This is a genomic window from Citrobacter farmeri (assembly GCF_019048065.1).
Classification (GTDB): domain Bacteria; phylum Pseudomonadota; class Gammaproteobacteria; order Enterobacterales; family Enterobacteriaceae; genus Citrobacter_A; species Citrobacter_A farmeri.
This window is the reverse complement of record NZ_CP077291.1, coordinates 439,686-463,077: the sequence shown is the minus strand read 5'-3', so window position 1 is coordinate 463,077 and position 23,392 is coordinate 439,686. Positions and strand designations below refer to the sequence as shown.

At 53.0% G+C, this 23,392-nt stretch carries 23 protein-coding genes; 3 read left to right on the top strand and 20 right to left on the bottom strand.

The annotated features are described in order from the left end of the window. Positions 1-14: 14 nt before the first annotated feature. The 12 genes from I6L53_RS02120 to I6L53_RS02065 form a co-directional block, all read right to left on the bottom strand. Positions 15-1,691 (bottom strand): PglL family O-oligosaccharyltransferase, encoded by a 1,677-nt coding sequence (locus I6L53_RS02120; protein WP_240527974.1) that lies wholly within the window; start codon positions 1,689-1,691, stop codon positions 15-17. Then, positions 1,692-2,663, bottom strand: coding sequence for a fimbrial protein (locus I6L53_RS02115; RefSeq protein WP_084196608.1), 972 nt, complete (start codon positions 2,661-2,663; stop codon positions 1,692-1,694). Positions 2,664-2,683: 20 nt separating this feature from the next. After that, positions 2,684-3,211, bottom strand: coding sequence for a fimbrial protein (locus tag I6L53_RS02110; protein WP_232231089.1), 528 nt, complete (start codon positions 3,209-3,211; stop codon positions 2,684-2,686). A gap of 9 nt (positions 3,212-3,220) precedes the next feature. After that, the gene (locus I6L53_RS02105) at positions 3,221-3,724 is read right to left on the bottom strand and encodes a fimbrial protein (RefSeq protein WP_042321328.1); all 504 of its coding nucleotides are present in this window, start codon (positions 3,722-3,724) and stop codon (positions 3,221-3,223) included. Positions 3,725-3,736: 12 nt separating this feature from the next. Beyond that, a complete protein-coding gene (locus I6L53_RS02100) occupies positions 3,737-4,321 on the bottom strand; it encodes a fimbrial protein (RefSeq protein ID WP_042321326.1) in 585 nt (194 codons plus the stop codon). Then, positions 4,314-4,886: a fimbrial protein gene (locus tag I6L53_RS02095; RefSeq protein ID WP_052425395.1), complete on the bottom strand. Its 573-nt coding sequence runs from the start codon at positions 4,884-4,886 to the stop codon at positions 4,314-4,316. The genes I6L53_RS02100 and I6L53_RS02095 overlap by 8 nt, the downstream gene beginning before the upstream one ends. 24 nt (positions 4,887-4,910) lie before the next feature. Beyond that, entirely contained in the window at positions 4,911-5,660 is a 750-nt protein-coding gene (locus I6L53_RS02090; protein WP_042321493.1) for a fimbria/pilus periplasmic chaperone, read from the bottom strand. A gap of 83 nt (positions 5,661-5,743) precedes the next feature. Then, positions 5,744-8,266: an outer membrane usher protein gene (locus tag I6L53_RS02085; RefSeq protein ID WP_084196611.1), complete on the bottom strand. Its 2,523-nt coding sequence runs from the start codon at positions 8,264-8,266 to the stop codon at positions 5,744-5,746. A gap of 9 nt (positions 8,267-8,275) precedes the next feature. Beyond that, positions 8,276-8,782, bottom strand: coding sequence for a fimbrial protein (locus tag I6L53_RS02080; RefSeq protein WP_052425394.1), 507 nt, complete (start codon positions 8,780-8,782; stop codon positions 8,276-8,278). Between the two features lie 161 nt (positions 8,783-8,943). Further along, positions 8,944-9,465 carry a fimbrial protein gene (locus tag I6L53_RS02075; RefSeq protein WP_232231088.1) on the bottom strand — a complete coding sequence of 174 codons (522 nt, stop codon included), beginning with the start codon at positions 9,463-9,465 and terminating at the stop codon, positions 8,944-8,946. 643 nt (positions 9,466-10,108) lie between these two features. After that, positions 10,109-10,315 (bottom strand): hypothetical protein, encoded by a 207-nt coding sequence (locus I6L53_RS02070; RefSeq protein WP_139155875.1) that lies wholly within the window; start codon positions 10,313-10,315, stop codon positions 10,109-10,111. Positions 10,316-10,807: 492 nt separating this feature from the next. Next, the gene (locus I6L53_RS02065) at positions 10,808-11,173 is read right to left on the bottom strand and encodes a FaeA/PapI family transcriptional regulator (RefSeq protein WP_042321317.1); all 366 of its coding nucleotides are present in this window, start codon (positions 11,171-11,173) and stop codon (positions 10,808-10,810) included. 168 nt (positions 11,174-11,341) lie between these two features. Between I6L53_RS02065 and I6L53_RS02060 the strand changes: the two genes are divergently transcribed. The 3 genes from I6L53_RS02060 (at position 11,342) to I6L53_RS02050 (ending at position 13,766) form a co-directional block, all read left to right on the top strand. Continuing rightward, positions 11,342-12,070 carry a winged helix-turn-helix domain-containing protein gene (locus I6L53_RS02060; protein WP_042321314.1) on the top strand — a complete coding sequence of 243 codons (729 nt, stop codon included), beginning with the start codon at positions 11,342-11,344 and terminating at the stop codon, positions 12,068-12,070. Continuing rightward, the gene (locus tag I6L53_RS02055) at positions 12,063-12,530 is read left to right on the top strand and encodes a FidL-like protein (protein WP_042321311.1); all 468 of its coding nucleotides are present in this window, start codon (positions 12,063-12,065) and stop codon (positions 12,528-12,530) included. The genes I6L53_RS02060 and I6L53_RS02055 overlap by 8 nt, the downstream gene beginning before the upstream one ends. 102 nt (positions 12,531-12,632) lie before the next feature. Next, positions 12,633-13,766 carry an HD domain-containing protein gene (locus I6L53_RS02050; protein ID WP_232231087.1) on the top strand — a complete coding sequence of 378 codons (1,134 nt, stop codon included), beginning with the start codon at positions 12,633-12,635 and terminating at the stop codon, positions 13,764-13,766. 33 nt (positions 13,767-13,799) lie between these two features. On the opposite strand, the gene I6L53_RS02045 is transcribed toward I6L53_RS02050, so the two are convergent. The 8 genes from I6L53_RS02045 to I6L53_RS02010 are packed head-to-tail and all read right to left on the bottom strand — an operon-like array spanning position 13,800 to position 23,387. After that, positions 13,800-14,537, bottom strand: coding sequence for an SDR family NAD(P)-dependent oxidoreductase (locus I6L53_RS02045; RefSeq protein ID WP_042321305.1), 738 nt, complete (start codon positions 14,535-14,537; stop codon positions 13,800-13,802). 1 nt (position 14,538) lies between these two features. After that, positions 14,539-14,790, bottom strand: coding sequence for an acyl carrier protein (locus I6L53_RS02040; RefSeq protein ID WP_042321304.1), 252 nt, complete (start codon positions 14,788-14,790; stop codon positions 14,539-14,541). Next, positions 14,777-15,583: a hotdog family protein gene (locus tag I6L53_RS02035; protein ID WP_042321301.1), complete on the bottom strand. Its 807-nt coding sequence runs from the start codon at positions 15,581-15,583 to the stop codon at positions 14,777-14,779. The genes I6L53_RS02040 and I6L53_RS02035 overlap by 14 nt, the downstream gene beginning before the upstream one ends. Beyond that, positions 15,580-16,833 (bottom strand): beta-ketoacyl-[acyl-carrier-protein] synthase family protein, encoded by a 1,254-nt coding sequence (locus I6L53_RS02030; RefSeq protein ID WP_042321299.1) that lies wholly within the window; start codon positions 16,831-16,833, stop codon positions 15,580-15,582. The genes I6L53_RS02035 and I6L53_RS02030 overlap by 4 nt, the downstream gene beginning before the upstream one ends. Beyond that, positions 16,820-18,199, bottom strand: coding sequence for a TolC family protein (locus tag I6L53_RS02025; RefSeq protein ID WP_042321297.1), 1,380 nt, complete (start codon positions 18,197-18,199; stop codon positions 16,820-16,822). Before I6L53_RS02025 ends, I6L53_RS02030 begins: the two co-directional genes overlap by 14 nt. Further along, complete coding sequence (locus I6L53_RS02020; protein WP_042321295.1) at positions 18,196-20,127, bottom strand: MacB family efflux pump subunit; 1,932 nt, start codon at positions 20,125-20,127, stop codon at positions 18,196-18,198. Before I6L53_RS02020 ends, I6L53_RS02025 begins: the two co-directional genes overlap by 4 nt. Before the next feature lie 3 nt (positions 20,128-20,130). Further along, positions 20,131-21,282: an efflux RND transporter periplasmic adaptor subunit gene (locus I6L53_RS02015; protein WP_042321293.1), complete on the bottom strand. Its 1,152-nt coding sequence runs from the start codon at positions 21,280-21,282 to the stop codon at positions 20,131-20,133. Next, entirely contained in the window at positions 21,279-23,387 is a 2,109-nt protein-coding gene (locus I6L53_RS02010; protein ID WP_042321290.1) for a peptidase domain-containing ABC transporter, read from the bottom strand. The genes I6L53_RS02015 and I6L53_RS02010 overlap by 4 nt, the downstream gene beginning before the upstream one ends. Positions 23,388-23,392: the final 5 nt, after the last annotated feature.

The following is a 23,392-nucleotide window of genomic DNA, read 5'->3' as shown; positions in this document are numbered from 1 at the left end:
CGCCCCCCTTCAAACTATTTTTTCTCTGCGCAAACAAATCGGGGATCGGATAACCAGCGTCCTTTTGCCTGCTGGCAAATGTTTTCCGCATTGGGTTGATGGTACGCCCGGGCGATCATCAACAAACTGGCATACACCGACGGATCATTGTGTAACTCCAGGTAAGCTTCCGCCCAGTGGCGAAATTGCTCCAGCAGTGCGGGATCTCTGGTTAAATTAAATTTTAATAGCATCGCTACATGTCTGTCGAACTCCAGCCGCTCATACTGGCTATAAGGATTGAGCAACGCTTTTAATTCGGCCTGTTCATTTACCGCTAACGGCATTAATCCTTGTTGCTCGATCTTTGTGATCCGCGCCTGAGTTTGTAGCCCGGTTATCATAAACAGGAGAATTGCGACGGTGAGAATCCCTGCCGGAATACGCCATACCCGGTACGGCTGTTTTATTTCGTCTTCATGTGTCGTCACAATTTGACGGCCAGAAATAACCAGCAGCATAATGAGTGTCAGACAGTGTGTTGCCGATTGATAAAGGGGGTATTCCAGATTGGTGTGTATTGCAAGAGGCAATAATAATGCCACGCCAGCATATTTCGTCCCGCCTTTTCCCCATAACCGTTTAAGAATACCGACAACGATTAACAGAATACCGATGACCGCGACAATCCCGCCTTCAACCCAGGCATAAAGCAGTTCATTATGTGGATATTGCATGGTGTCTGCTTCAAGACCGGGCGGGGTTATTTGTGCCAGTTGGCCAAATAATGATTCAAAACTGCCGTAGCCGCATCCCATAATGGGGTGCGTCAGAATGAGCTGCCAGGTCAGCTTTAACATATATATTCGTGCTGACGTTGAGTTTTCTTTATCGACAATAACGCTAAAATCCGGGTAAATGACATTGATAAGATGCAGTCCGGCCAGACCGATACCAATACCTGCGGTGATTAATAAACAGGCATTCGTTATTCTGCGTTTTTGCTGCGGCCATTTCGACAGAGAGAGAAGAATAACGCCGGATGCAGCCCCCAGGCTACCGGCGCGGCTTTGTAAAATAACCAGCACGGCGGGTAAAATAAGCACGGCGACGGCGGATACCCAGCGGTATCGCCGGTTATGTAAAAAGAGCCATAGCGCGCAAACCACCCCGGTCGCAATAAACGACGCCAGAACGTTAACCTGCTGAAAACTGCCGTAGGGACGACCGCCCGCTAATACATCGGGTTGAAAAAATTGCCACACCGCCCAGCCGGCCTGCATCAGGGCTGCGGTGACCAGAATAAGCAGCCAGCGGGCGCGTAACCGTATGCCTGACGTTGCATATAACAGCAGAAGCCAGAAACCAGCCATACCCCACAGGGCCAGCACCCTGGGCAGCGCATTAAGACGCCAGTCTGCTCTGGGCGTCCAGAGCAGAGGTAATGACCAGAGCAGGATGCCTGCCATCACCAGCAGAGTACCGGAAGGCAGCGCCACTTCACGCTTTTCTGGCAGGCGATACAGGCACCACAGCCCAATGAGCGCCATAACGGACCATGCCAACAGATTTTGCGGCAAATTCAGCCCGGCACCGCCATGATTAGGCAAAATATAATTCAGAAGGCCGCAAAACCAGATACCTGAAATTAGCGTCACACCCGCATCGGCACGTCTGTTCTGGCGATAATTCACTGCGAATGTCATCTCCATTTATTGTTGCGTCATCACCAGAACAGCATTTGCGGTAAAATACCCGGGAGGAACATCGCCTACAGCAACCGCTGGGTTTCGCACCGCCTGAAAATCCAGATTCAGCGTATTCGAACCGCTTTTTAGCGTAACGGGAATGCTGGTTGCGGTGGTCAGCGTCTGGCCGTTATAAAGCGCAGCCACGCCCAGCCCGTTGGTGGTGGTTTTTATAACCTCCGTGCTATTAATTTTAAGAGGGGTATATTGCGTCAGCTGCATCTTAACGGATACATCAACGCCGCCCGTGCAATTAACCGGGATCTGAAGGCTTTTTATTGCCGTATTGCCGACGCCAGGTTCGGTGGATAAATCAGCACGATCAATCGAATCAAAATGAACGCTCAGGCCGCTGCCGCTATTGATGCTGCAGGACGTCTCTGGCGGCGGCGGATCGGGCGGGAGTGGCGTTGAAGACGCGCAAGGCCCCCCCGGAATTAGCTCATATTCCTCCCCTTGCGCATCAACCAGCACATCACAAAATGCGACATCCTGGTAAATAAACTGTGAGCCTAGTTTTTTAGTATATGTTGTTATTGATATGCTATCTGCTTGAGAGGATATCGGTTTCGTTGTATCAAGATAGAATTTTGTACTATCCGCATAGTCACGGACCGAGTGGTTATCCTGTAACCCCACATAAAACCGGATAAAGTACATTCCAGCTTTTGGCACATAAACATCGCCAAACAGAACATTACAACTATTACCTACAATTGCCGCCCCAGGGGCTGCCGGTTCCCAGTCGCCACCGGATGGACAGTTGGGGTAGTTAACGAAATCCGCATTGCGCGCATAGCCATTTCCGTGGTGTATCACCGCATCCGCTAATGCAGAAACGGGCAGGCATGACCAGATAAGCGATAATAGCATCAGAGTGAATAATATCCCCCTGCGGTTAATTCTCTTACCATACTGAATAAAAGTGGTACTCATAGAATAGGTATCCTGTTGCCTTATGGATAGGCCATTTCAAAGGTTGCCGTTGCGGTGAAATCTCCAGGCGTAATTGATTGTTCCTGAATAGCCGTCGGTTCACCCGTCACGTACGCTTTGAACGTAAAACTGTTAGCACCGTCTGACAGGGCTAACTGCGGCGCAGGCTGATTGATCGGTAAGGGTGTGCCGTCAGGGTTTTTCAGACCAATGGCGATACCGGTGACGCCGGTCACCGCCAGGTCACCCGGCAGCGCATCGCTTTCTAACCCTTTAAAAGTCATGACGACAGAACGACTGATTGACGTATCGCATTCCGTCAGATTTATGGTGAACGTTTCGTCACTCGTACGCGTATCCAGATACAGAGATTTCTCTATTACTGAACCAAAATACACCGTGAGGTCATTAGTCAGTGGGTCTGGTTTGCAGGGTTCGCTCACCAGGTTGCCGCTGAATTGTAAGTTGTTCTCTGTCGCCTTCGCGCACTGCACGGGCAGCAATACGCTAAAAAGAAGGCCTGCGATGGGGAGATATCGTTTCATCATCGGATTCACTTACTGATACTCCGCCGTCAGGGTGGCCACGGCACTGAATGCCTGTGTGGTCAGCGTTGTGAGGGGATCTTTTACCGGTACCGCAGTCAGCGCGATGGATTGTGCTTCTGACAGGGTTGTCTCCAGCGGCTCGTTGATCTTCATCCCCTGCCCGTTTGCCAGAATCTGGATCCCTAAACCCGTCACCGACGTGGTAAGCGCGGTGTTTTCAAACGGAGTCACTGTACCGCTGATTTTCAGCTTCAGGGCGGCGTCGGCTGGCGCGCCGTGACAGTCAATCGTCCAGCGAATGGGTTGCACATAATTAACGCCATCCACTTTATTGACATCAACATTGCCGAACTTGATTTCAATAACATCATCCGAGCTGATCGTACATGGGGCAGAGAGCAGAAAATGGCCCTGAAAAGTAACGTCCATGGTATCTCCGCTTTGTGTTGCCTGCGTTATCGTGGGGAAACTCACGAGCAGGGCGACAACAAAGGCGATGTTCTTTACGTTCATAGCCGGATAACCTCAGTTAAAAGCCAGCATCAGCGTGCCGGAGGCGGTAAAGGTATCGCCGCTTACGACATTGCTGCTGTTCGTGGTGCTCACCTGGACCAGTTGCGCCTGCAGGGTTGGCTGGGCATCGGGAGCGACGTTAAACCATACCCCCATATTTTGCGGAGTACCGTTGACTAACAGTTCAATACCAACAATGCCTTTATCGGTTCCCAGAACCTGAGTGCCGTTATAAGTCACATAGCTCCCGGATGAGGAGGTGAACTTCATTTGCAGCAGGCCTGCCGTATCGCCCGTGCAGGTAAATGTGCTGGCGAGCGGGCGCTGATAATCACCATCAAGCGCTACCGTATTGCTTCCGGTGCTTTTGAGTTTTACCTCACCGAAATCGACCGTCACTGAGCTACCCTGGTTAAATGAGCAGGAGCCGTTGGCAACGATGGTGCCGTCGATATTAATATTCAGCGTATACTGGTTGCCTGTATTGCCTGCCGCATTCTCCGTTAGGCATAAAAATGCCAGTACACCGACAATCCGGAAAAACGCAGGTAATAAACGCTGTAACCCGGTTTTCTTACCGCAGGGGTTATCATTCATAGAGCATCCCAAAATCAATGGTGGCTTCGAAATTCCCGGTGGTTAACTTCGCCTTCGTTCGCACGGGGATAACGGTATAAACCAGGAGATTGCCCGCAGAGTTCTTAAAGGCGGGATTTTTTCTCTCTCCCGGCAGCACCTGTCGTCCGCGGCTGTCCATTATTCTCAGTGCGACGCCTGTCGCGCCGTTCAGCCGGAACAGCGAAGGTTCATCCGGATCCGCCTGCGACATGAATCTCACCATGGACTTAATGCTGCCAGTGGTGCTCTTCATATGGGCGGCTCTGCAACCGGGCAGGCGGAAAATGAGCTCCAGAGGCGTGCCGGTATCGCCGGGTTTACTCAGCGTGGTGATACCCGGGTCTTTTATTTCGATGACCTGAAATTCCGAACGCATATCCAGCCCACAGGGAGATTCGAGCAGAAAACCGTTGACGTTGAGCGTGCCCTGCATTCCACCCGCACTTTCGTCACTGGCGGCATAGCTGCCGAAGCTCAGCAGGATCCCCGCCAGCAGAACAGCGTTTTTTATTGCCGTTTGAGCAGGATATTTCGATTTGTTCATCACAGTCCCCCAGGCGCTGTTTTATCAGCCTGCGATCACGCTACTTACCGAGCAGGTGCTGTTGCTGCAGCTAAAAACGAGTTTCGGGCGGCCACCAAAATCGTTGATAAAGGCCAGAACGGGCTGGCTCCCCAGTGCGGATGCGCTGATACCCAGTGATATGCTGCCTTTGGGTTCAACCATTACGGGTTTGAAACTGGCGATCTCTGCGCCTTTTTGCGATGCGGCGGCGGTGACAATCGTCACGTAATACGGTGTCGGGTTATTCAGCTGATAACCGTCGCCCTGGCGGGTCAGCGTTATTTTTTTCTGCGCCTCGCTTTCTTCGCCTCTGTGCAGCTCAATGGCCTGCGGACGGTAAAACATTTTTATCCGCGTCTGGAGAGCCAGTTGCAGCGTGTTAGGTTTGTCGCTTTTGGGCGGAATTTCACGAACGTTGAAATAAAAGAGGGTTTCGCGATCCTGCGGCAGCGAAGACAGGTTGCCCGTTGGCTGAACTTTAATCTGCCCTTTAGCACCGGGTTCAACACGCTGCACCGGCGGAAGCGTGCTCAGTGGCGACTCCACTTTTGTCCCCTTCGCATCTTCAATCCATGCCTGAGCAAGATAAGGGAGCGTAGTGTTCTGATTGCTTATGGTGAGCGTTGTTGAACGCTGGCTGCCGTTAAAGACCACCCGGGTACGATCGAGTGCGATCGCGGCCTGCGCCTGTTGCGCCAGCAGGATAAGCGCCAGGGCACCGAGGGCCGTTTTTAGCGTGGAGTGTAAAGTCATCATGTGTCGTTCACTAAATAAGAAGTTGATAATTAAGGATTCCGCGCAGGCTGAATACTGAAGCAAGCGTGTTGCGGAAAGCGTTATGCCTTATTACAGGGCAGCAATAGTCCTTTACCCGGCGACGGCGGTGCTGATGGCAGGAGGATTCTGCACTGCACGCCGTCATCCCAAATCACATTCATTTGTTCTCCAGGCTGAATTCCTGCCAGCCAGACCTGACCACCATCACCGATAATCCCTGTCTGGGTACCTTCCTGGTTGCGAACTTCTGCACCAAACGGCGGGGATGTTCCATCGGTCAGTTTCACCACGGCCATGGCTTTCTCACCGGCGAGGATGCCAAACCGGCGATAGCCAATCGCGCCTTCTGTCAGCGTGCCCTGCACCACGGAGCGTGTGGCATCGACATTTTCCGGCAGCGCGTTAAGATCGACATTTATACTGCTGCGGTAATAGCTGCTGATGTCGCTGACAATGGCTTTGCCAAAGGCATTGGTATGAACCACGCCACTGCCGCCCTGAATGGGAACGCCCCCTACGCCTTCCGTGTCTACCAGCATTCGGGTCCCACCCGGAATGTTGGTACGATGTAAGGCGGTCCCTTTCCCGGTCATCGTCATCCCGCCCTGCAGCGACATGCCCACGGCGTTGTATTCACCATCGGTATAACTGGCGTTTGCGGTCATAGTGGCTATATCACCGTCATGGGTGATATAGCCGTTTCCGGTGGCGTGATCGCCAGAGGCGCTGCCGGCATTGATGCGATAGTCGGTATTGCTATTAATACGGTCGTAGTAACCCACCATGTTGCTGTTCTGGTCACTAAACTGCCCGTTATAATTCAGCGTGCCGCTGTCGCCCCAGGGTAGCGTCACACCCACGTAGATCCCGTCGTCACTGGAGTCATCGTATTTTGTGCGATATGCCGTCAGGCTGACGCTGACATTTTTGAAGCGCCCGATGTCAAAAAACTGTGAGAGGGATAAGTTCCAGCTATCGCTGGATCTCTGATCCCAGTAAGTCTGATGGCTGAAATTCAGATAGGCGCTGAGGTTGACTGACGGAAACTGTTTATTGAGCGTGATGGTATAAAGTTCTTTATCGCTTCCACTGCTATCATTTTCGCCATAGCGCCGATCCAGATACTCAGACATATTCATAAAGTTGCGCTCTGAAAAGCGATAACCGGCAAATGTCACCTGAGAATCGTATTCATCGAAGCGCTTTGAATAGCTAAGACGGTAGGAATTGCCACTTGTTGTCCCTTCACCGGGTAACTTCGCCCGCGTCGTGGTGATATCTGCCGAGACAGCCCCGAACGCCAGGAGATCGCGACCAATACCGAGTGACAGCGCGTTGTAGTCACCCGCAAGCAAGGCACCACCGTACAGCGACCAGCCGTTATTTATGCCCCAGGAAAATTCGCCCGTGCCGAACTCCGGCCCCTGCATATGGTGATTGCTATCGGAAGGTTTCCCGGCGGAAAACTTGTAACGCACGAGACCAGGACGGGTCAGGTAAGGAATACTGGCGGTATCAACCTGAAAGATTCGGGTGGAACCATCCTGTTCCTCCACTTTGACATCCAGCTTACCGGAAACCGCAGAGTTAATATCCTGAATACGAAATGGCCCCGCGGCGACGGTGGTTTCATAAATCACGCGCCCCTGCTGGCTGATGGTGACTTTGGCGTTTGTTTTTGCCACACCGGCTACTTCCGGCGCGTAGCCGCGCAGGTTTGGCGGCAACTGATTATCATCTGTTATCAGACTGACGCCGCTGAAGCGGAAACTGTCAAATATGGAAGAGTCCAGTGAGTTTTCGCCGAGCACCATTTTGGCCCGCAACGACGTAATTGCCCGGTAAAGGTAGTAACGACTCCAGTCCCAGCTTTTTTGGGTACCCTGATCGTCAGCGCGCTCATACCGGGACTGCCAGTCTGCACGCAGACGCCACGGGCCGAAATTTGCGCCAGTCACGCCATTGCCGCTGATGCTGTTATCGTCTCCGCTGGAATGCGCGTGGGAGCTCATCGCATTGACGTTATAATCAAACAGCAAACCTGGGATACCCTCATCCCAGCGTGAGGAAGGATCCCAGTTGTCTGCGGTATATTCCAGATAAGCCTGTGGGATGCTGATGGATAACGTCCCGTTTCCACTGTTGGGGGTGACCGTCATTCCCTCCAGTGAAGCGATATCGAGGCATTGCCCGTTGTGCCACCAGGATACTTTTTTGAGTGTTGCTTCTTTGAGGCCAAATTGTTTAACCAACTCTGCGGTCAGACAGGCTTTACTCGCTTTGGGGTCATCAGCAGGTACCAGATATTCTACAGGTTGCTCCGGAAGCTCAGCTTTATTGATAATGACAACAAACTGATATTTTCCGGGCATCAAATAGCCAACCTGGGAAAAACGCCCTAAATCAATATTACCGCGTTCTTTTACATCCAGAACATCGGTGTTGAATTCAACAATATCTTCAGCCTGCGCGCCGTGCATAGCGATAATGGCAATCAGTATACCTGCGGCTACCGGGCGCAATGCTCCCTGGAATATTTTTAGCGGAATTCGACCACCAGTAAATGAGATAATACTGTCCATTTTCATATCTCAGAAATAATCAACTTTAAAACGCAGTGATGCCTGATATACGCCCGGTTTCAGAAGGGTATGGTTTCTGACTAAACGCAGTGTGTAATCCAGACGCTGAGTGCCCGATGCCAGCGAGCCCGCCGGTAATGCCTTGCCGGGGATGGCGATGTTACCTTCAATGTCAGCTATTTGCAGACCAACACCTTCTGCACCATGAATACTGAAAAGACCATTATCAGTCGGGCCATCAAATGTCGTCATAAAACGCTGGCCGTCTGTTTTTGAGGTGTTAAATATGCAATTGATGAGTGTCAGTGAAAAAGGCTGTGGCTTTCCCTTGCCATCATCAACTATCTCGCCCGTCGTGGTGATGACCATATCAACGGTCTGCTCAAGATCGGTCGTCTCGATGGCGCAAGGGGTATCGATAATACTGCCCTGCATGTTGACGTGACCATATAACGGGTCAGGCTGATTTGCCGAAGCAACGCCAGCCAGCAGACTCCCGGTACATAACATCAGCATGCAGGGCAGCATTCCGGCCCTGAAACGGCAGATTTGTGACATATCCGAACCCATTATAAATATTCACTGGAGATAAGTGCCTGTTGCTGCATGGGTTACCACCGCAGCAGCAGGCGCTAATTTACGCTGACAAATACCTGCTGGTATTCGTCACGAATGGATTACTGATAATCCAGACGGAAGTCAGCAACAGACTGGAATGACCCCGGGACGATGGCAGCTGAACCGCCGTCACCCTGCAGGTAAGCAGAAAACGACAGGGTGTTGTTACCTTCCATAAGCGTCTGAGCTTTAGAAGCTTGTCCTAATTTAATCACCGTACCTGAACCATCAGTAATCGCGATGGATGCGCCTTTTGCTGTGCCGGTAATCCCTAACAAATCTGGGTTACCCGCAGAGGCTGCGCCAGAGAAGGTGGTTTTAACCGTTTTCAGGGTGGTGATGTCACACTGTTCCAGTTTGATAACGAACGACTTAGGGTTAGAGGTTCCGCCATTTTTTAACGCAACATTGGAAACTTCATTCAGATCCACGGTTTGATTCGCGGTTTCGGAAGTAATAGAGCACGGAGCATCGATGATGGAACCCGTAAAGGTAATGGTGCCGTGTCCGCTATCTGCGGCATTGGCAGTACCTAACGCTAACCCGGAAGCCATCGCGACAACTAAAAACAATTTATTCATGATTACGCCCATTTCTTAATAATAGATAGATGCTGTGATCAATTCTTCTGATTAGATATCTGAAATCTAATCAATAGCTTAATAATTGATGAACAGCTTTCACTAGCCAGTCTATCAGTGGTATTCCCTGACCTGGTATATTCGCAGACATTTAACATTAATTAATATTAAATGGCTTGAACGGGAGATTAATGAAAATATTAAATTGAGTCAAAAAAACACGATCCAGTTTTGGACTTTCAAATTATTATTATCTATCCGCACATCATTCATATCAGTTTTATGAATCGCATCCCTTCATTGATACATCTGTACATACATGCAAAAACAGATAACACATTGATTTAACTTTGTTTTTAATATAAAAACCAAATCAGTGCTGAGTTTCTTACACACATGTCATTCATGATGAATATAATAATACTATTGTATTTTTGTTTTTTAATTGTTAATTATTGTGAAGTTAAAATTTAATTTTTTAATTATCTATAAGCTAATACGAACTGTATTAACGCGAAATGGGATTTAAGACGCTTAAACAGGGAAGGATATTATTGGTTGCAGATTCTCGATATCTTATTCAATTGCAGCTACCTTTACTTATCGCCATTGACCGCTGAACCTTTAGACTGTGCCAGTCTATTTATCCAGACATTGTCCTCTGTTGCGATTGCGATAACGTCCTGAGTATAAACGCCTGTGGAGAGCGATATCCCTGCACGCTATAGAGGTGATACTCATGGTAATGGCGGGGTGCCTGTACCAGATCCACCGCTGCCGCCAGGGAGTCTGGTTTCGGCATGGTGCTGATAGCGTCTTCATGACAGGGCTTTGTCGCCGGGCTCGTCATAGCAAAAACCGCGGGGCTTTTTGTTCGCAGGAATTGGTACATGGTTTCAGACATCCTGTTCGGACAGCTTCCTACCCTGTTATGCTTGTCATCGTCTTTTTTTACCTCGCAGTGGCGTATAAACTCGCCAGCACGAAGCCAGGATATCAGCGCCGTCACATGGCGTATGTCAAACAGATGAAAAAACCGCCGTCTGGATATAAAGAAAATTAATGAAAAAGTAATTGCCCGTTGAAACTATGTTCCACGGGCATCTGATAAGCGAACCATCCAGGAATGTAATACACCGTTAAAAAGTGTTAAGCGTTACTCTGGTTCTTACCGGTAAAATAGGGATCACACGCGCCCTATGCGCAATGCATAATCAAAATGGACACAAGGCAATAGTGTTAACGCGAGAATATTAAAATTTTATTGAGATTTTTCCTAGAATCTCGCGAGATAATAAGCAGTATTTTTCATATCTCCAGCGTTATCTAATTGACTTCCCGGTCATTGTTGCAAATAAAAATACCCCTTGTTAGAATGCCAATCAATATCTGCAGGGTCCTTTGACAAAAACCACTGATGGTGTTTTTGCATTTTATCTCTTATAACCTGACCATATTTCTCCAGCGGAAGAAGTAAGTGTCTAACTTTATAAATTGAAACGCCACACAGATCGGCAAGCTCTCTGGTCGAGAGACCTTGAGTACTGTGATCTTTTAAAAGATTGAGAATAAAAACTTGTTCCGGACCCCTGATCATCGCCAGGTCACTTATTCCCATTTCCGCCGCTAACATCTGCAGATTGTCATGGGGTACGTTGTAGCCTGGATGTACTGTACCCGGGTTATATGAACACAGCGAGAGTTTCATTGCAGACTCCTGGATTTTGAAGGTGTTAGCAGTATGCGTTCTCTGGATTCGGCCAGCAACATTAGCTTGAAATGAATGTAAAAACAGGATTTTTATCTAATATTCACACCTTTTTATTAAAAGAAAACTGTATGTTAGAGAAAGGCAAGGGTTAGGGTGGAGAAGAACATGAGGTTCGACATTGAGGGATTTATCACTTTTGATACGGAGGATGCGTCTCTCGTTAACCTGTTGACCGGGGATTGTGTTGAATTATCCCAAACCTCAACGCGCCTGTTAGCTGAATTGCTCAACCATCGCGGCGATATCCTTTCCAGAAATGAAATCTTTCAGGCCGTTTTTGATAAATATGGTGCCAGAGCGTCAAATAGTAATCTAAATCAATATATCTCAACATTGCGCAGAAACCTGTGCGATCTGGGCGTAGAAAAAGAAATCATTGTCACGGTTCCCCGTATTGGTTTCAAAATAGCGGAAGATGCCATTATCAATAACGATCGTGAGTATCGAACGCCATTCCTCGAAGAAAAGGAGCCGGAGCTCCCCCCCGCTGAACCGCAGAAACCTTGTATTAATCGGTTTACTCGCATTATTGCTCTGGCGACAGCCTTTCTCCTTCTCATAATAAATCCCGAGTCATTCAGGGCCGACACCGATATACAAAAAATGGTTAAGGGACAGTGCGTCATTTTTATCCCCTCCTCGCTTTCGCTTCAGGAGGTGACAAGAAGTTTTGATTTTGTCCCGCAACCGTTCGATTGCTCACAGAAAAATGAGTTATACGTTTACAAGCAGCAGGTAAAAGGTGCCCTGGGTGATACTGTGCAAGTGCTCCTGATGAAATGTGATAAAAACAGTTGCATGAGCTTTTATTACAGAGAAAAAAATAATGCCTAAGCAAACCATTTTGCGTTTGATCTGTGTTGGTCTCTTATTGTCCGGTGCAATTTACTGTTTAACCCGCCCTCCGGTTTTCTCTTGCGAGTCGCAGTTTTCTGTCATCCAGAGTATCAATAGCGACAACATTCGGGCCGAGGGATTAATTTTTGTCCACATGACAGACGAACAACTTTTTGTCAATATTGATGGTCTTCTCACACATAATGAAAAAAAGTACTTAATCTCGCGGACGCTTAAAATGAAATATGAAACATACAATGCTGATGCGCATCTTTATAAGATAATGAGTGTCAAAACGATACATGATAACACTGACAATGTTGATGATGAGATTGCTAATAGTTTGTTGTTTGGCAAAGGTCCGAACGATAAAATAATTTTCCTAAAAAAAATCAATAAGAATGTCATACTATTTGGTAACCACGCATTCCCGCAATATGGTTGCAAACGAAATTAATTAGCGTGGTTTTCTTTCATGAAGCACAGCGAAAGTTAAGTTTCTCATTATATGAATATAAAATTAATAGAATCACTTGCTTGCATCTCAAAAATAATAGACATGATTAACCCCAGGCTTAACCTGCATCATGTCAGAACGGCATTTATCGCCTGGCACCTGGCCCGGGAATCCCGGTTCACGCCTGCACAATGCAGGAAAACCCTGCTGGCCGCTCTGCTTCACGATATTGGAGGGTTGAACGAAGAGTCGCGCCTTCAACCCCTCAGCTATTACGACAATGAACTCAATAATCACGCCGCTGTCGGCGCAGAATTACTGGCTAGCGTTCCTTTACTGAACCCATTAAGTCCCATTGTTCGCTATCACCACACCCACTGGGATAATGGGAAAGGTGACCGCGTTAACGGTGAAAAAGTGCCCAAAGAGAGCCATGTCGTTTATCTGGCGGATCGCCTGGATGTTTTAATCGCCCATTATCGCTCCAGCGATATAATATCGGTAAAAGATGAGATTATTAATATAATTGTCGACGGCGAACATATCCTGTATAACCCCGAGTTTATCAACGCATTCAGAAAAATAGCAAAATGCGAACACTTCTGGCTAAAAATTAAATCCACAGAATTCGATGATTACATCCAGGACATCCCCCGCATCCATAACGACTCCATCTCTTTGCATAACTTTCGCGATATCGCCACCATGCTGGCGTTTATTATTGATGGATTCAGCCAGAACGGCGTCCAGCACTCCCTGGTCGTCGGCCGTATATCCGGATTTCTGGCCAGAGAATTGGGGCTCACCCCGATCCAGTGCCTGAAAATCGAAATTGGCGGCTTACTGCATAACCTGACGTCGCTGGCGCTGTGCGCTGCGCCAGCACATACCGGGGAAGTAAATGCCGTCTGGGATGAGCTCTATCCTATTGAAGCGATTCGGGATATTGCCTGCTGGTGCCAGATTCAAAAGCAGATTCAAAAAACGATGATGGTAAAAGCCGTGCATCCTCCGGAAGTGAGGATTCTGAAAGCCAGCATCTGGCTGGCATCACTGTTGCAGGGCGTCACGCTGTCATCAGAATTTAAAGCTCGCGTTGGGGAAACAGCGGAAATCGCCCCCGAACTGGCGGACATTGTGCGGCAAAATAGTGGCGCGTTATTGCAGATCTTTCAGGAGTCCGTCAAAGAACGGCTCGCCCTGGTCCAGAGAATAAACCAACTCAGCCTGTCCTGAACCGCGAGACATCGTTCTCGCGGTTTCTTCTTATCAGGCAGACAAACCGCCGTCCAGCACCAGCGTTTGCCCCGTGAGATAGCGACTCCCTTCCCCGGCCAGAAATGCGACCGCGTGGGCGACATCCTGCGTGCGCCCGAGACGGCGCAGAGGAATATTCTGCCGCATCGCTTTCAATCGGGCTTCCGGTATAGCCTGAACCATTTCGCCTTCAATCAATCCCGGTGCCAGACAGTTTACCCGAATGCCAAAACGCCCCACTTCTCGCGCCAGAGAATGCGTCAAACCAATCATCGCCGCCTTGCTGGCCGCATAGGCCGTCTGTCCGCTATTGCCTTTAACAGCCGTCACGGACGACATAAACACAATCGACCCCGAGCCCTGGGTCATCATGGCGGGCAGCAGGATACGATTCCAGTTCACCACCGCGACCAGATTGTTTCCCAGTACCTCCTGCCAGTCGCGCGCGTTCTGGTGGATGTGCAGCGCATCATTAGTCATGCCGGCGTTATGAATAATGGCGGCGGGTGCGCCATACGCTTCTACCAGCGACGTGGCTAACTGCTCAACGCTGGCTTCATCGCTGCCATCACAGCAAAATCCTTTTACCCAGGTCGATGTACTCTGGCTTTGCGCGATGTCCAGCGTGCGGGCGATACCGACCTCGTTGCGACCGGTAAAGACAATGTTCCACTCGGGCAACAGGTGACTCACCAGTGCCTGACCAATTCCCCGACTGCCGCCGGTGATGAGCATCCATTTCTTTGCCATATCAACCTGCCATTTCCTGCGCAATGCGCTGGCTGAGTTCGCGAAGCGTCATAGTTGGATTTTTCATAAACATTTCGGGGTTGATCGTGACGTTAAATTCACGCTTCGCCAGCACCATCAGCTCAACGTAGTCGAGACTGTCCAGTTCCAGCTCAGGCAGCGTCGTTTCCGGCGTCAGCGCCTCCGGCGCGAGGTCTTTTGCGTCGCAGATCATTTCACTAATTTTGTTGTAGATCATTTCATGCTGGCTCATTCGATTTTCCTTTTGTCAGCGCGCCGACTTTAAGCGTCACGGCATTGCTAATGTAGTGATGTTGATAACAGGTTCGCGCGGCGATTCTCACCACCACCGCGCCGCTCGCAAGATCGCCAACCACCAGGGCGGGCAACGTTTCAATCTCAAGGTTTTCCGGCAGCGACTCGGCTTGCCAGGGGGCCAGCAGATGGCTGTCGAAAACGACTTCCTGATGGGTCTGTACAACGGGAAACTGAGAAAACAATTCATCCAGCGTCTGACACGTCGGCAGCATGGCGGCAATGGCCTGCTGGCGTAACAGCGCGGTATCCTGAAGAAGATGACGAAACAGCAGGGCATCGAGGAAATGCCACTGTTGAGCGTCGGGAAGCAGCGATTTGAACGACTGATGCAGCGCGGCCAACGCCGTTGACTCCAGCACCCGCTGGCTTTCGCCATCGGCTAACGGCAGGTGCTTTTCCGGGGTAAGCTGGCAGGAAAGGCAGGCCTCTTCGGCAGAAAACTCACGCACCGATGCCGCAACACGCTTATTCGCATCGCGCGTCAGGCGATAGGCGGTATCCCGCCACAACGGTCGGCGCAGACGCACGGTACATTTCAGAAACGGGGCGTCGTCAACCGGTGGGCTGATAAACCGCTTTACGTCCAGCAAGGCGCGCATACCATGCACGCTGAGCCCACTTCCGCCCCGCGCTTTCACCCACGCCTCGTCAAAATGTACCGGATTGTAATCGCCCGAAAACGCGGCCCAGCGTCGGGCATCCTGTTGGCCATAGTGAAGGGGCATCATACGTGCTTCTCCAGAATCAACGCCGCATTCGCGCCACCAAAACCGAAGCTCAGGTTCAGCGTGCGGCGGATATTGCCTGCACGATGGCCTTCGACGACATAGTCCAGATCGCAACATTCATCCGCCTGCTGGAAATTGGCCGTCGCGGGGATGATGCCGTTGGCGATAGCCTGCAGGCAGACGATGCTCTCGAACGTGCCCGCCGCGGATATTAAGTGTCCGGAGTATGATTTCGTACTGGAGACCGGAATGGACCACACGGCGTCCCCCAACGCCATTTTCAGCGACTGCGTTTCATTGATATCGTTCAGCGGCGTCGAGGTGCCGTGGGCGTTGATGTAGTCGAGTTGCTCTGGCTCCAGCTCCGCCTGTTGCAGCGCATGGGTAATGGTTTGCACGCGGGCAAGACAGTCTTCCGCCGGCGAAGTGAAATCCCAGGCGTCAGAGAAATTGGCGTAGCCCGTAATCTCGCCGAGGATCGTCGCCCCGCGTGCCAGCGCCCCTTCGCGCTCTTCCAGGCACAACACCGCCGCGCCTTCCGACAACACGAAGCCGCTTCGATGCGCACTAAACGGACAGCTGGCGCGCTGCGGATCCGACGCTTCCTTACTCAGTGCGCCCAGCACGTCAATGTTCCACACCGCGCAGTGGCTGGTGAGAGACTCTCCGGCACCGGCCAGCATCATCTTCGCCCTGCCGCTACGGATCACCTCGTAAGCATCGCCAATGGCGATCGTCCCCGTCGCACAGGCGGCGATCACCGTGTTCTGATAGCCATTGAGTCCCCAGAACTGGCTGCAGGCCGCGGTGGTGACGCTGGGCATCGAATAGAAGCAGTTAAACGGCGAGGCGACGCCCGTCGTCGCAAACTCACTTTGCGCATCGTAACTTTCATCCAGCCCCGCCCAGCCGGTCCCCATGATCACGCCGCAGTCGAGCGTGCTGTAGTACTCCTGCGGCGGCCTGACGCCAAAAGCCATCGTCATCGCCTGACGCGCCGCGCCGACGGTCAGCCGGGCAAAGCGCGGCAGCCGACGACGAATAACCGCAGGAATACCCGCCAGGCTCGGTTCGTTATCCACCAGCCCAAGAAAATGGGTTTTGATATTCAGCGCCGTTTTATCGACATAGCGATACCCCAGACGGTTATCCATTATCGCCTGCCAGCTTTCATCAGCCGTCGCGCCAAGTGGGGTCACGGCGCCATACCCGGTAACGACGACCCGCTTAAATTCATTATTCCGCTTCATGTTGCATCATCCTGTATTGCGTTTCGCCACCCCCTTGCGCCAGCCAGAGCTGCAACGTGGCGTAGAGGTAGTCGTATTGGGTTTGTGCGAGGGAGTTCTCCAACGTCAACAGATCGTCCTGCGCGTCCAACAACGTTTGAAAATCCACGGCGCCCGCGCGATAGCGGCTTTCCGTCAGGGTTAAACGCCGCTGGCTGAGGGCCAGCGACTGGTGAAGTCGGGCACGCTGTTCATCAGCGCTCAGGCGGTTTTCCATCGCCTCATCCACTTCCGCGAGCGCGTCATAGGCCGTCGAGCGAAAGGTTATCGCCGCCTGTTTTACCGCGAGATCCGCCTGCTTCACGGTGAGCTGTTGGGTATTCCACTGGATAAACGGCAGCGTCAGCGCGCCGCCGATCGAGCGGATCGGATCGCTGAACCATTGACTGAAAATCTGGCTACCGGCATTCAGCGAGGCATCAAGAGAAAGCGCAGGATAAAACTGCAGCCGCGAGGCATCGTAACCCGCAAGGGCCGCACGCAGACGCGACTCAGCGGCCTGAATATCTGGCCGCTTAGCGATCACCCGCAGCGGCGTTTTTTGCGCGATCGGCACCTGCTGATTGACATCCAGCGCGGGCGCTTCATCGGCATGCTGCTCCGCCGGTCTGTTGAGCAACAGTGCCAGCGCGTTCCGCGTGTTCTGACGCTGCTGAATCAGCGTTCGCCACTGATTCTCTCGTTCCAGCAGGGCCTGCTGCGACTGCAACACATCAAGCTGACCAACCTTCCCGGCGTTAAACCATGATTGCACCTGCTGCACGGTCTGGCGCGAGATCGCCAGACCGTCACGCTGATTGCGGATCTGCTGGTTATACAATGCGATACGCCAGTAGAGTTGGGCGGTGGTGCCCATCGTGGTGAGTACCGTCGCGTGGTAATCCTGCTCGCTCGCCACCGCCTCCCATGCGCTTTGCTCACGGGCTCGCGCCAGTTTTCCCCACAGATCCAGTTCCCAGGCAATAGTGATACCGCTGCTGTAGCTTTCCTGCGACGATGTTCCCCGACGCACGTTTTTGCTGTTACTGACGGAACCGCTAACCGCCACGTCGGGGGTCATATTGGTGTCCGTTAACCCCGCCGCCACACGAGCCTGTTGCACGGTGATGGCCGCCGCCGCGAGATCGTTATTGCTTTCCAGCACCTGTTCAATCACCCGCGCGAGGCGGGGATCGCCAAAACGCTGCCAGCCGTACTCCGACACCGTGTCGGTAGCCGGTTGCCATTGGGTGGGCAATGACAACAGCGGACGCTGGTAGTCGCTGCGGGTCAGCGAGCTACAACCTGCCAGCAGTAACAGTACGGGTAACAAAAGGAATCTTTTCATTCGCGAGCCAGCGCCTCGGTAGGATTGAGGCGAGCCGCTCTGCGCGCCGGAAAATAGCCAAACGTCAGACCGATCAGGGCAGAAAACCCACAGGCCATCAGCACCGGGAACGCAGTGAATACCATTGAGAACGCATCGGTCGCCAGGGCGAACAGATGCCCTGCGACCCACGATCCGAACACGCCCAGCAGGCCGCCGAGGGCGCAGATCATCACCGCCTCAATCAGAAACTGGTTCATGATGTCCGAGGGACGGGCACCAACGGATAAGCGGATGCCAATTTCATGGGTCCGTTCGGTCACCGACACCAGCATGATGTTCATCACCCCGACGCCGCCTACCAGCAGGGAGATTGCCGCAATAGCGGTGATCAACAGCGACATTGAGTCAGAGGTTTTTTGCAGCGCGTTCGCCAGCTGATCGTCGGTCTGGATAAAGAAATCTTTCCGGCCATGTTCCCGCAGCAGATGACGCTCCGCCCGTTGCGCCGCCTCATGCGGTTCCAGCGGCGGTTGAAAACGCAGAATCACCGATTCCAGCGGCTTTTCGCCGGTGAGCCGCTGCTGTAATGACGTATGCGGGACCCAGGCAGTCATAAATCCGCCCACCACTTTCGGGCCGGGTCGCGTTGCTATGCCGATCACCCGCCACGGCGCGCCGCCGATCTGGACGATCTCATCAAGCGGATTTTCACCACCGGGGAACAGCGTATCGCGCCCGGTTTCATCGAGGATCAACACCGGTTCGCCTTCGGCGACGTCGCGCGCGGTGAAGCCATTTCCCTGCACAAAACGCAGTCCTTGCAGGGCAAAAAAGTCCTGAGAAACGCCAGAGAGCATCATGGAGGAGTCGAGGCCCTTGCGTACCGCGAGCGTTGTGCTGCTGACCACCGGCGAGACCCCCATGATCCACGGCAGCGCCTGCAAACTGCGCACATCGTCCATCGACAGCGCGCGCTCCATATCCGGGCGCTTGCTGCCCCACCCCGTTCCGGGATGGATCTCCAGCGTGGTACTTCCCAGTTTGCCAATCTCGCTCATGATCGCCTGTCGTGCGCCTTCGCCTACCGCCATCGACGACACCACCGACGCAATGCCAATGATGATCCCCAGCATGGAGAGAAACGCGCGCATCCGGTGTCCGAGCAGCGAACGCCAGGCCATGCGAACTGACTCACGAAGACGGCGACCCAGCGAGGCGCGTCCGTTGTCCTGCTCTGGCAGGGCAATCGGTTGGCGGACAGCGGCGCGCTGAACATCGCTAATCATCCGTCCGTCGCTGATCTCAATAATCCGCTGCGCCTGTCGGGCGACGTCGCGATCGTGGGTGACGATGATGACCGTGTGCCCCGCCGCATGTAGCTGGTGCAGCACGTCCATCAGCGCTTTGCCGCTGACGCTGTCGAGCGCGCCGGTGGGTTCATCCGCCAGAATGATATGCGCACCGTTGATCAGCGCCCGACAGATGCTCACGCGCTGCTGTTGCCCGCCCGAAAGCTGGGCGGGGCGATGCTGAAGCCGGTTTTCCAGGCCAAGCTGGCACGCAAGCCGCTGGGTGCGCGCTTTCCGCTCGGCTTCCGACATCGCGGTGTACAGCGCGGGAATGGCGATGTTCTCTTCCGCCGTCAGATACGGCATCAGATGATAGCGCTGGAAGATAAACCCCAGATAGCGGCTGCGCAGATCGGCCAGGTGCAGACTGTCAGCGTCATGTACCGGCGTACCGTTGATCAACACCTCGCCGGAAGTAGGCTTGTCCAGACAGCCGATGATGTTCATCAACGTGGACTTCCCCGACCCCGAGGCACCCACAATCGCCACCATCTCACCGCTGTGGATGGTCAGTGAAATATCGCTCAGCACCGCAAGCGTTTCGCTCCCCGCGCTGAATGTCCGGCAAACCTGGCGTAAGACGATAATCGGCTCCATCCGCTACCCTCGCACCGTGTCCTGTGCCAGCACCACGCGATCGCCGGCCTGCAATCCCTCCAGCACTTCGGCGTACTGTCGGTCGTTGATCCCGATGCGGATCGTGCGGGTGCGCGTTTGCCCGTCTTCAACGGTGGTGATGGTGTATCGCTCAGTGTCCAGCGCCTGCCCGAGCGCCGCGACCGGCACGCGCAATACGTTTTTTGCTTCGGCGATTTGAATAAATACCTGTGCCGTCATCGACGTTTTGAGCTCGCGCCCGGCGTTAGGCACTTCAAAGGTGCCGGTGTAGTACACCGCCATCGCCTGTTGATTACCGCCCATTCTGCCGTCGCCGGGCGCTTCCAGCGCTTCCTGTGGCGCAGGCTGCACGAAGCCCATCGTACTGGTGTAGCGTTTATCCGGGTTGGCGATGACGTAGAAACGCAGCGGCTGACCGGGACGGATTTTTTGCACGTCAGCTTCAGAGATGCGCGTCTGTACCTGCATGGTATCGAGATCCGCCAGCACCAGAATAGTCGGTGCCGTTTGCGAGGAGACGATGGTTTGCCCTTCACGGGTAACAATGCCCAGCACTTCGCCATCGATAGGCGCCACAATGCGGGTATAGCTGAGGTTGGCCTGCGCCGTTTTTACCGCCATCTCCGCCTGCACGATCTGCGCGTCGCTGACATCAATCTGCTGCACCTGCGCATCGTATTGCGCCCTGGCCTGCTCATATTCACTGCGCACGCCGGAACCATCGCGCAGCATCATGCTCTGGCGGTTCAACTCCTGGCGATAACGTAACAGCGTCGCCTGTGCCGACAGCTTTTGCGCTTTGGCGCTGGCCAGTTGTGCGCGCGTGTTGTTGAGATCTGACTCCTGCAACGTGGGGTCAATTTCCGCCAGCAGTTGTCCTTTCTGTACCTTCTCGCCCTGGCGCACGTACAGCTTGCGCAGTTGTCCGTTGACCTGCGCGCCGACGTTAACCTGCACAGCCGGTTTCAGAACCCCCGTTACCAGCACCACCTTTTCGATATCGCCAGTGCCAATGGTCTCCAGCGGTAAATTCTCCTGCGTCGGGGTCGAGGCCATCGATACCCACGTACCGGCGACCGCGACAACCAGCGCCAGACCACAGCCGATCGGCAACCAACGTGATTTCAGCGTCATACGTTGACCTCCAGCGGACTGAGCTTACCTTCGGTGAGTTGATACACCCGCTGGAACCGCGACAAAATCGCGTCACTGTGGGTAACCACAATCAGTGACTTTCCGGCTTTCTGGCAATGGGCGTGAATCGTCTCCATCACAATGGCCGCCGTGTCGTCATCAAGATTGGCGGTCGGTTCGTCGAGCAACAACACCGGACGCGAACTGTACAGCGCCCGCGCCAGCAATAACCGTTGACGCTGGCCGAGCGAAAGCGCCGCATGGCTTTCACGGATCAGAGCGTCAATACCGCCCGGCAATCCACGCACCACCCCGCCCAGCGCAAGAGATTCCAGCAGCGCCTCTATCCGCCCACGGTCGCGCTCACGGTAGTGCGCATCGAACAGGGTGATATTTTCACGAACCGAGGCATTAAACAGAATGTCCTCCTGACTTTGCAGGCAGACAAACTGTGCCAGTTGTTGTGCCGGGAGCGCCGTGTCGGCGACATAACAGCCCCCCGCCTGAGGAGAAAACAGTCCGGCAATCAACCGCAGTAAGGTGCTCTTACCCGCGCCGGATTCACCGACAATTGCAATCTGTTCACCCGCGCGCAGCGACAGCGAAACCGATGACAGCACCGGCCTTGCGGGATCGTAGCCGTAACACAGCGACTCAAACGTCAGGTCCGGCACGGTATCGGCGGGAGGTTGTGCCGCCAGCGATGCGGTCGCCTCCTCGTCCCGTGGCGCAAACAGCGCATGGGCGCGGGTGTCGATCACATTCAATTGGGATTTCTGAATAATGGCGTAGAAAATCCGCGTAACGTAGGAAGTGAATATTTGCCGCAGGAAGCTATAGGCAAAAAAATCGCCCAGTGAGATCAGTTTGCTGTGCACCATTGGCAGAACCACCAGCATAAACACCACCATCTCCAGGCTTCCGGTGAGCTGATACAACCCCTCTTTCACCTGCTGGTAGATCTTCTGGCGTTGCAGACACGAAAACAGATCGCGACTGAAGTTGGCAAACTGCCCCTGGCGCTGACCTTCCAGTCCGGCGGTTTTGACGGTCAAAATGCCCTGAATGGTTTCCATAAAAAAATCGTTCAGGGTGGCGCTTTTCAACTGCAGTTGCTGGGTGAACCAGCGATCGCGGATCACCGCCCAGACGCTAATGATCCCCATCACCGTGACACCGACGGCAGAGATCGCCGCCAGCACGGGCGCAATCCAGAACATGACAGCCAGCGCGATCGTGCAGATCACCCAGTCGGAGCGCAGGCCGTTGTCCAGTTCAATTTTTTGCAGCAGGCCAATCTGCCAGGCCGTAAAGCGGCTGAAGATCTCTCCCGGCGCCCGTTTTTCGAAAAAACGCAGCGGGTTACGGAGCAGACGGGAAAATCCCACGCCGCTGTGGATCAGCACAAAGCGTTTGATAAAGCGTTCGCTAACCACCCGCACACCCAGCGCCATCAGTGAAGAGGCGACAAACGCCAGGATAAACCAGCCGTAGGGGAAGTTGCTGCTCTCCACGCTGGAAAAGGCCTGGTTGATGGCGTTGCTCACCATCGTCGGCATCAGAAATAACGTTAATGAGACCAGAAAGGTCAACAGCATCAGCCGATAGATCCCCGGCACCGCTGCGGTTTCCTGCATACTCATCGCCCGCGGAACACTCTGCGCTGTTGTCGGCAACGGTAAATCAGGGTCGGCGGCTGATGCCTGCTCAGGTTCGACAATCAGGGCGTAGCCGCTGATCTCCTGCTTAAGCGCGGCAAACGGCAGCCACTGCTCGCCAATCGCCGGGTTCATCACGCATACGTGATTGCCCTTGCGCCAGGCCAGCAGGACATAGTGGCTCGCGCCGTAATGCAAAATGGCGGGCAGCGGCAGGGAGCTCAACTCATCATGCTCAAACAGCACCGGCGTCGTCGCAATGCCCAGTCGCGCCAGGATGCTCATCAGCGTATCCAGCGAAGTACCGTGATCGGAAGCCGGAAACCACTCGCGCAATGTTGCCAGCGAAACGGGCTGCCCCTGCGTCTGTGCCAGCATCGCCACACACGCCAGTCCGCACTCGTTGGTCTCTTCCTGAAAGATCAGATTCGGGATCGTAGTTGTCATTTTTT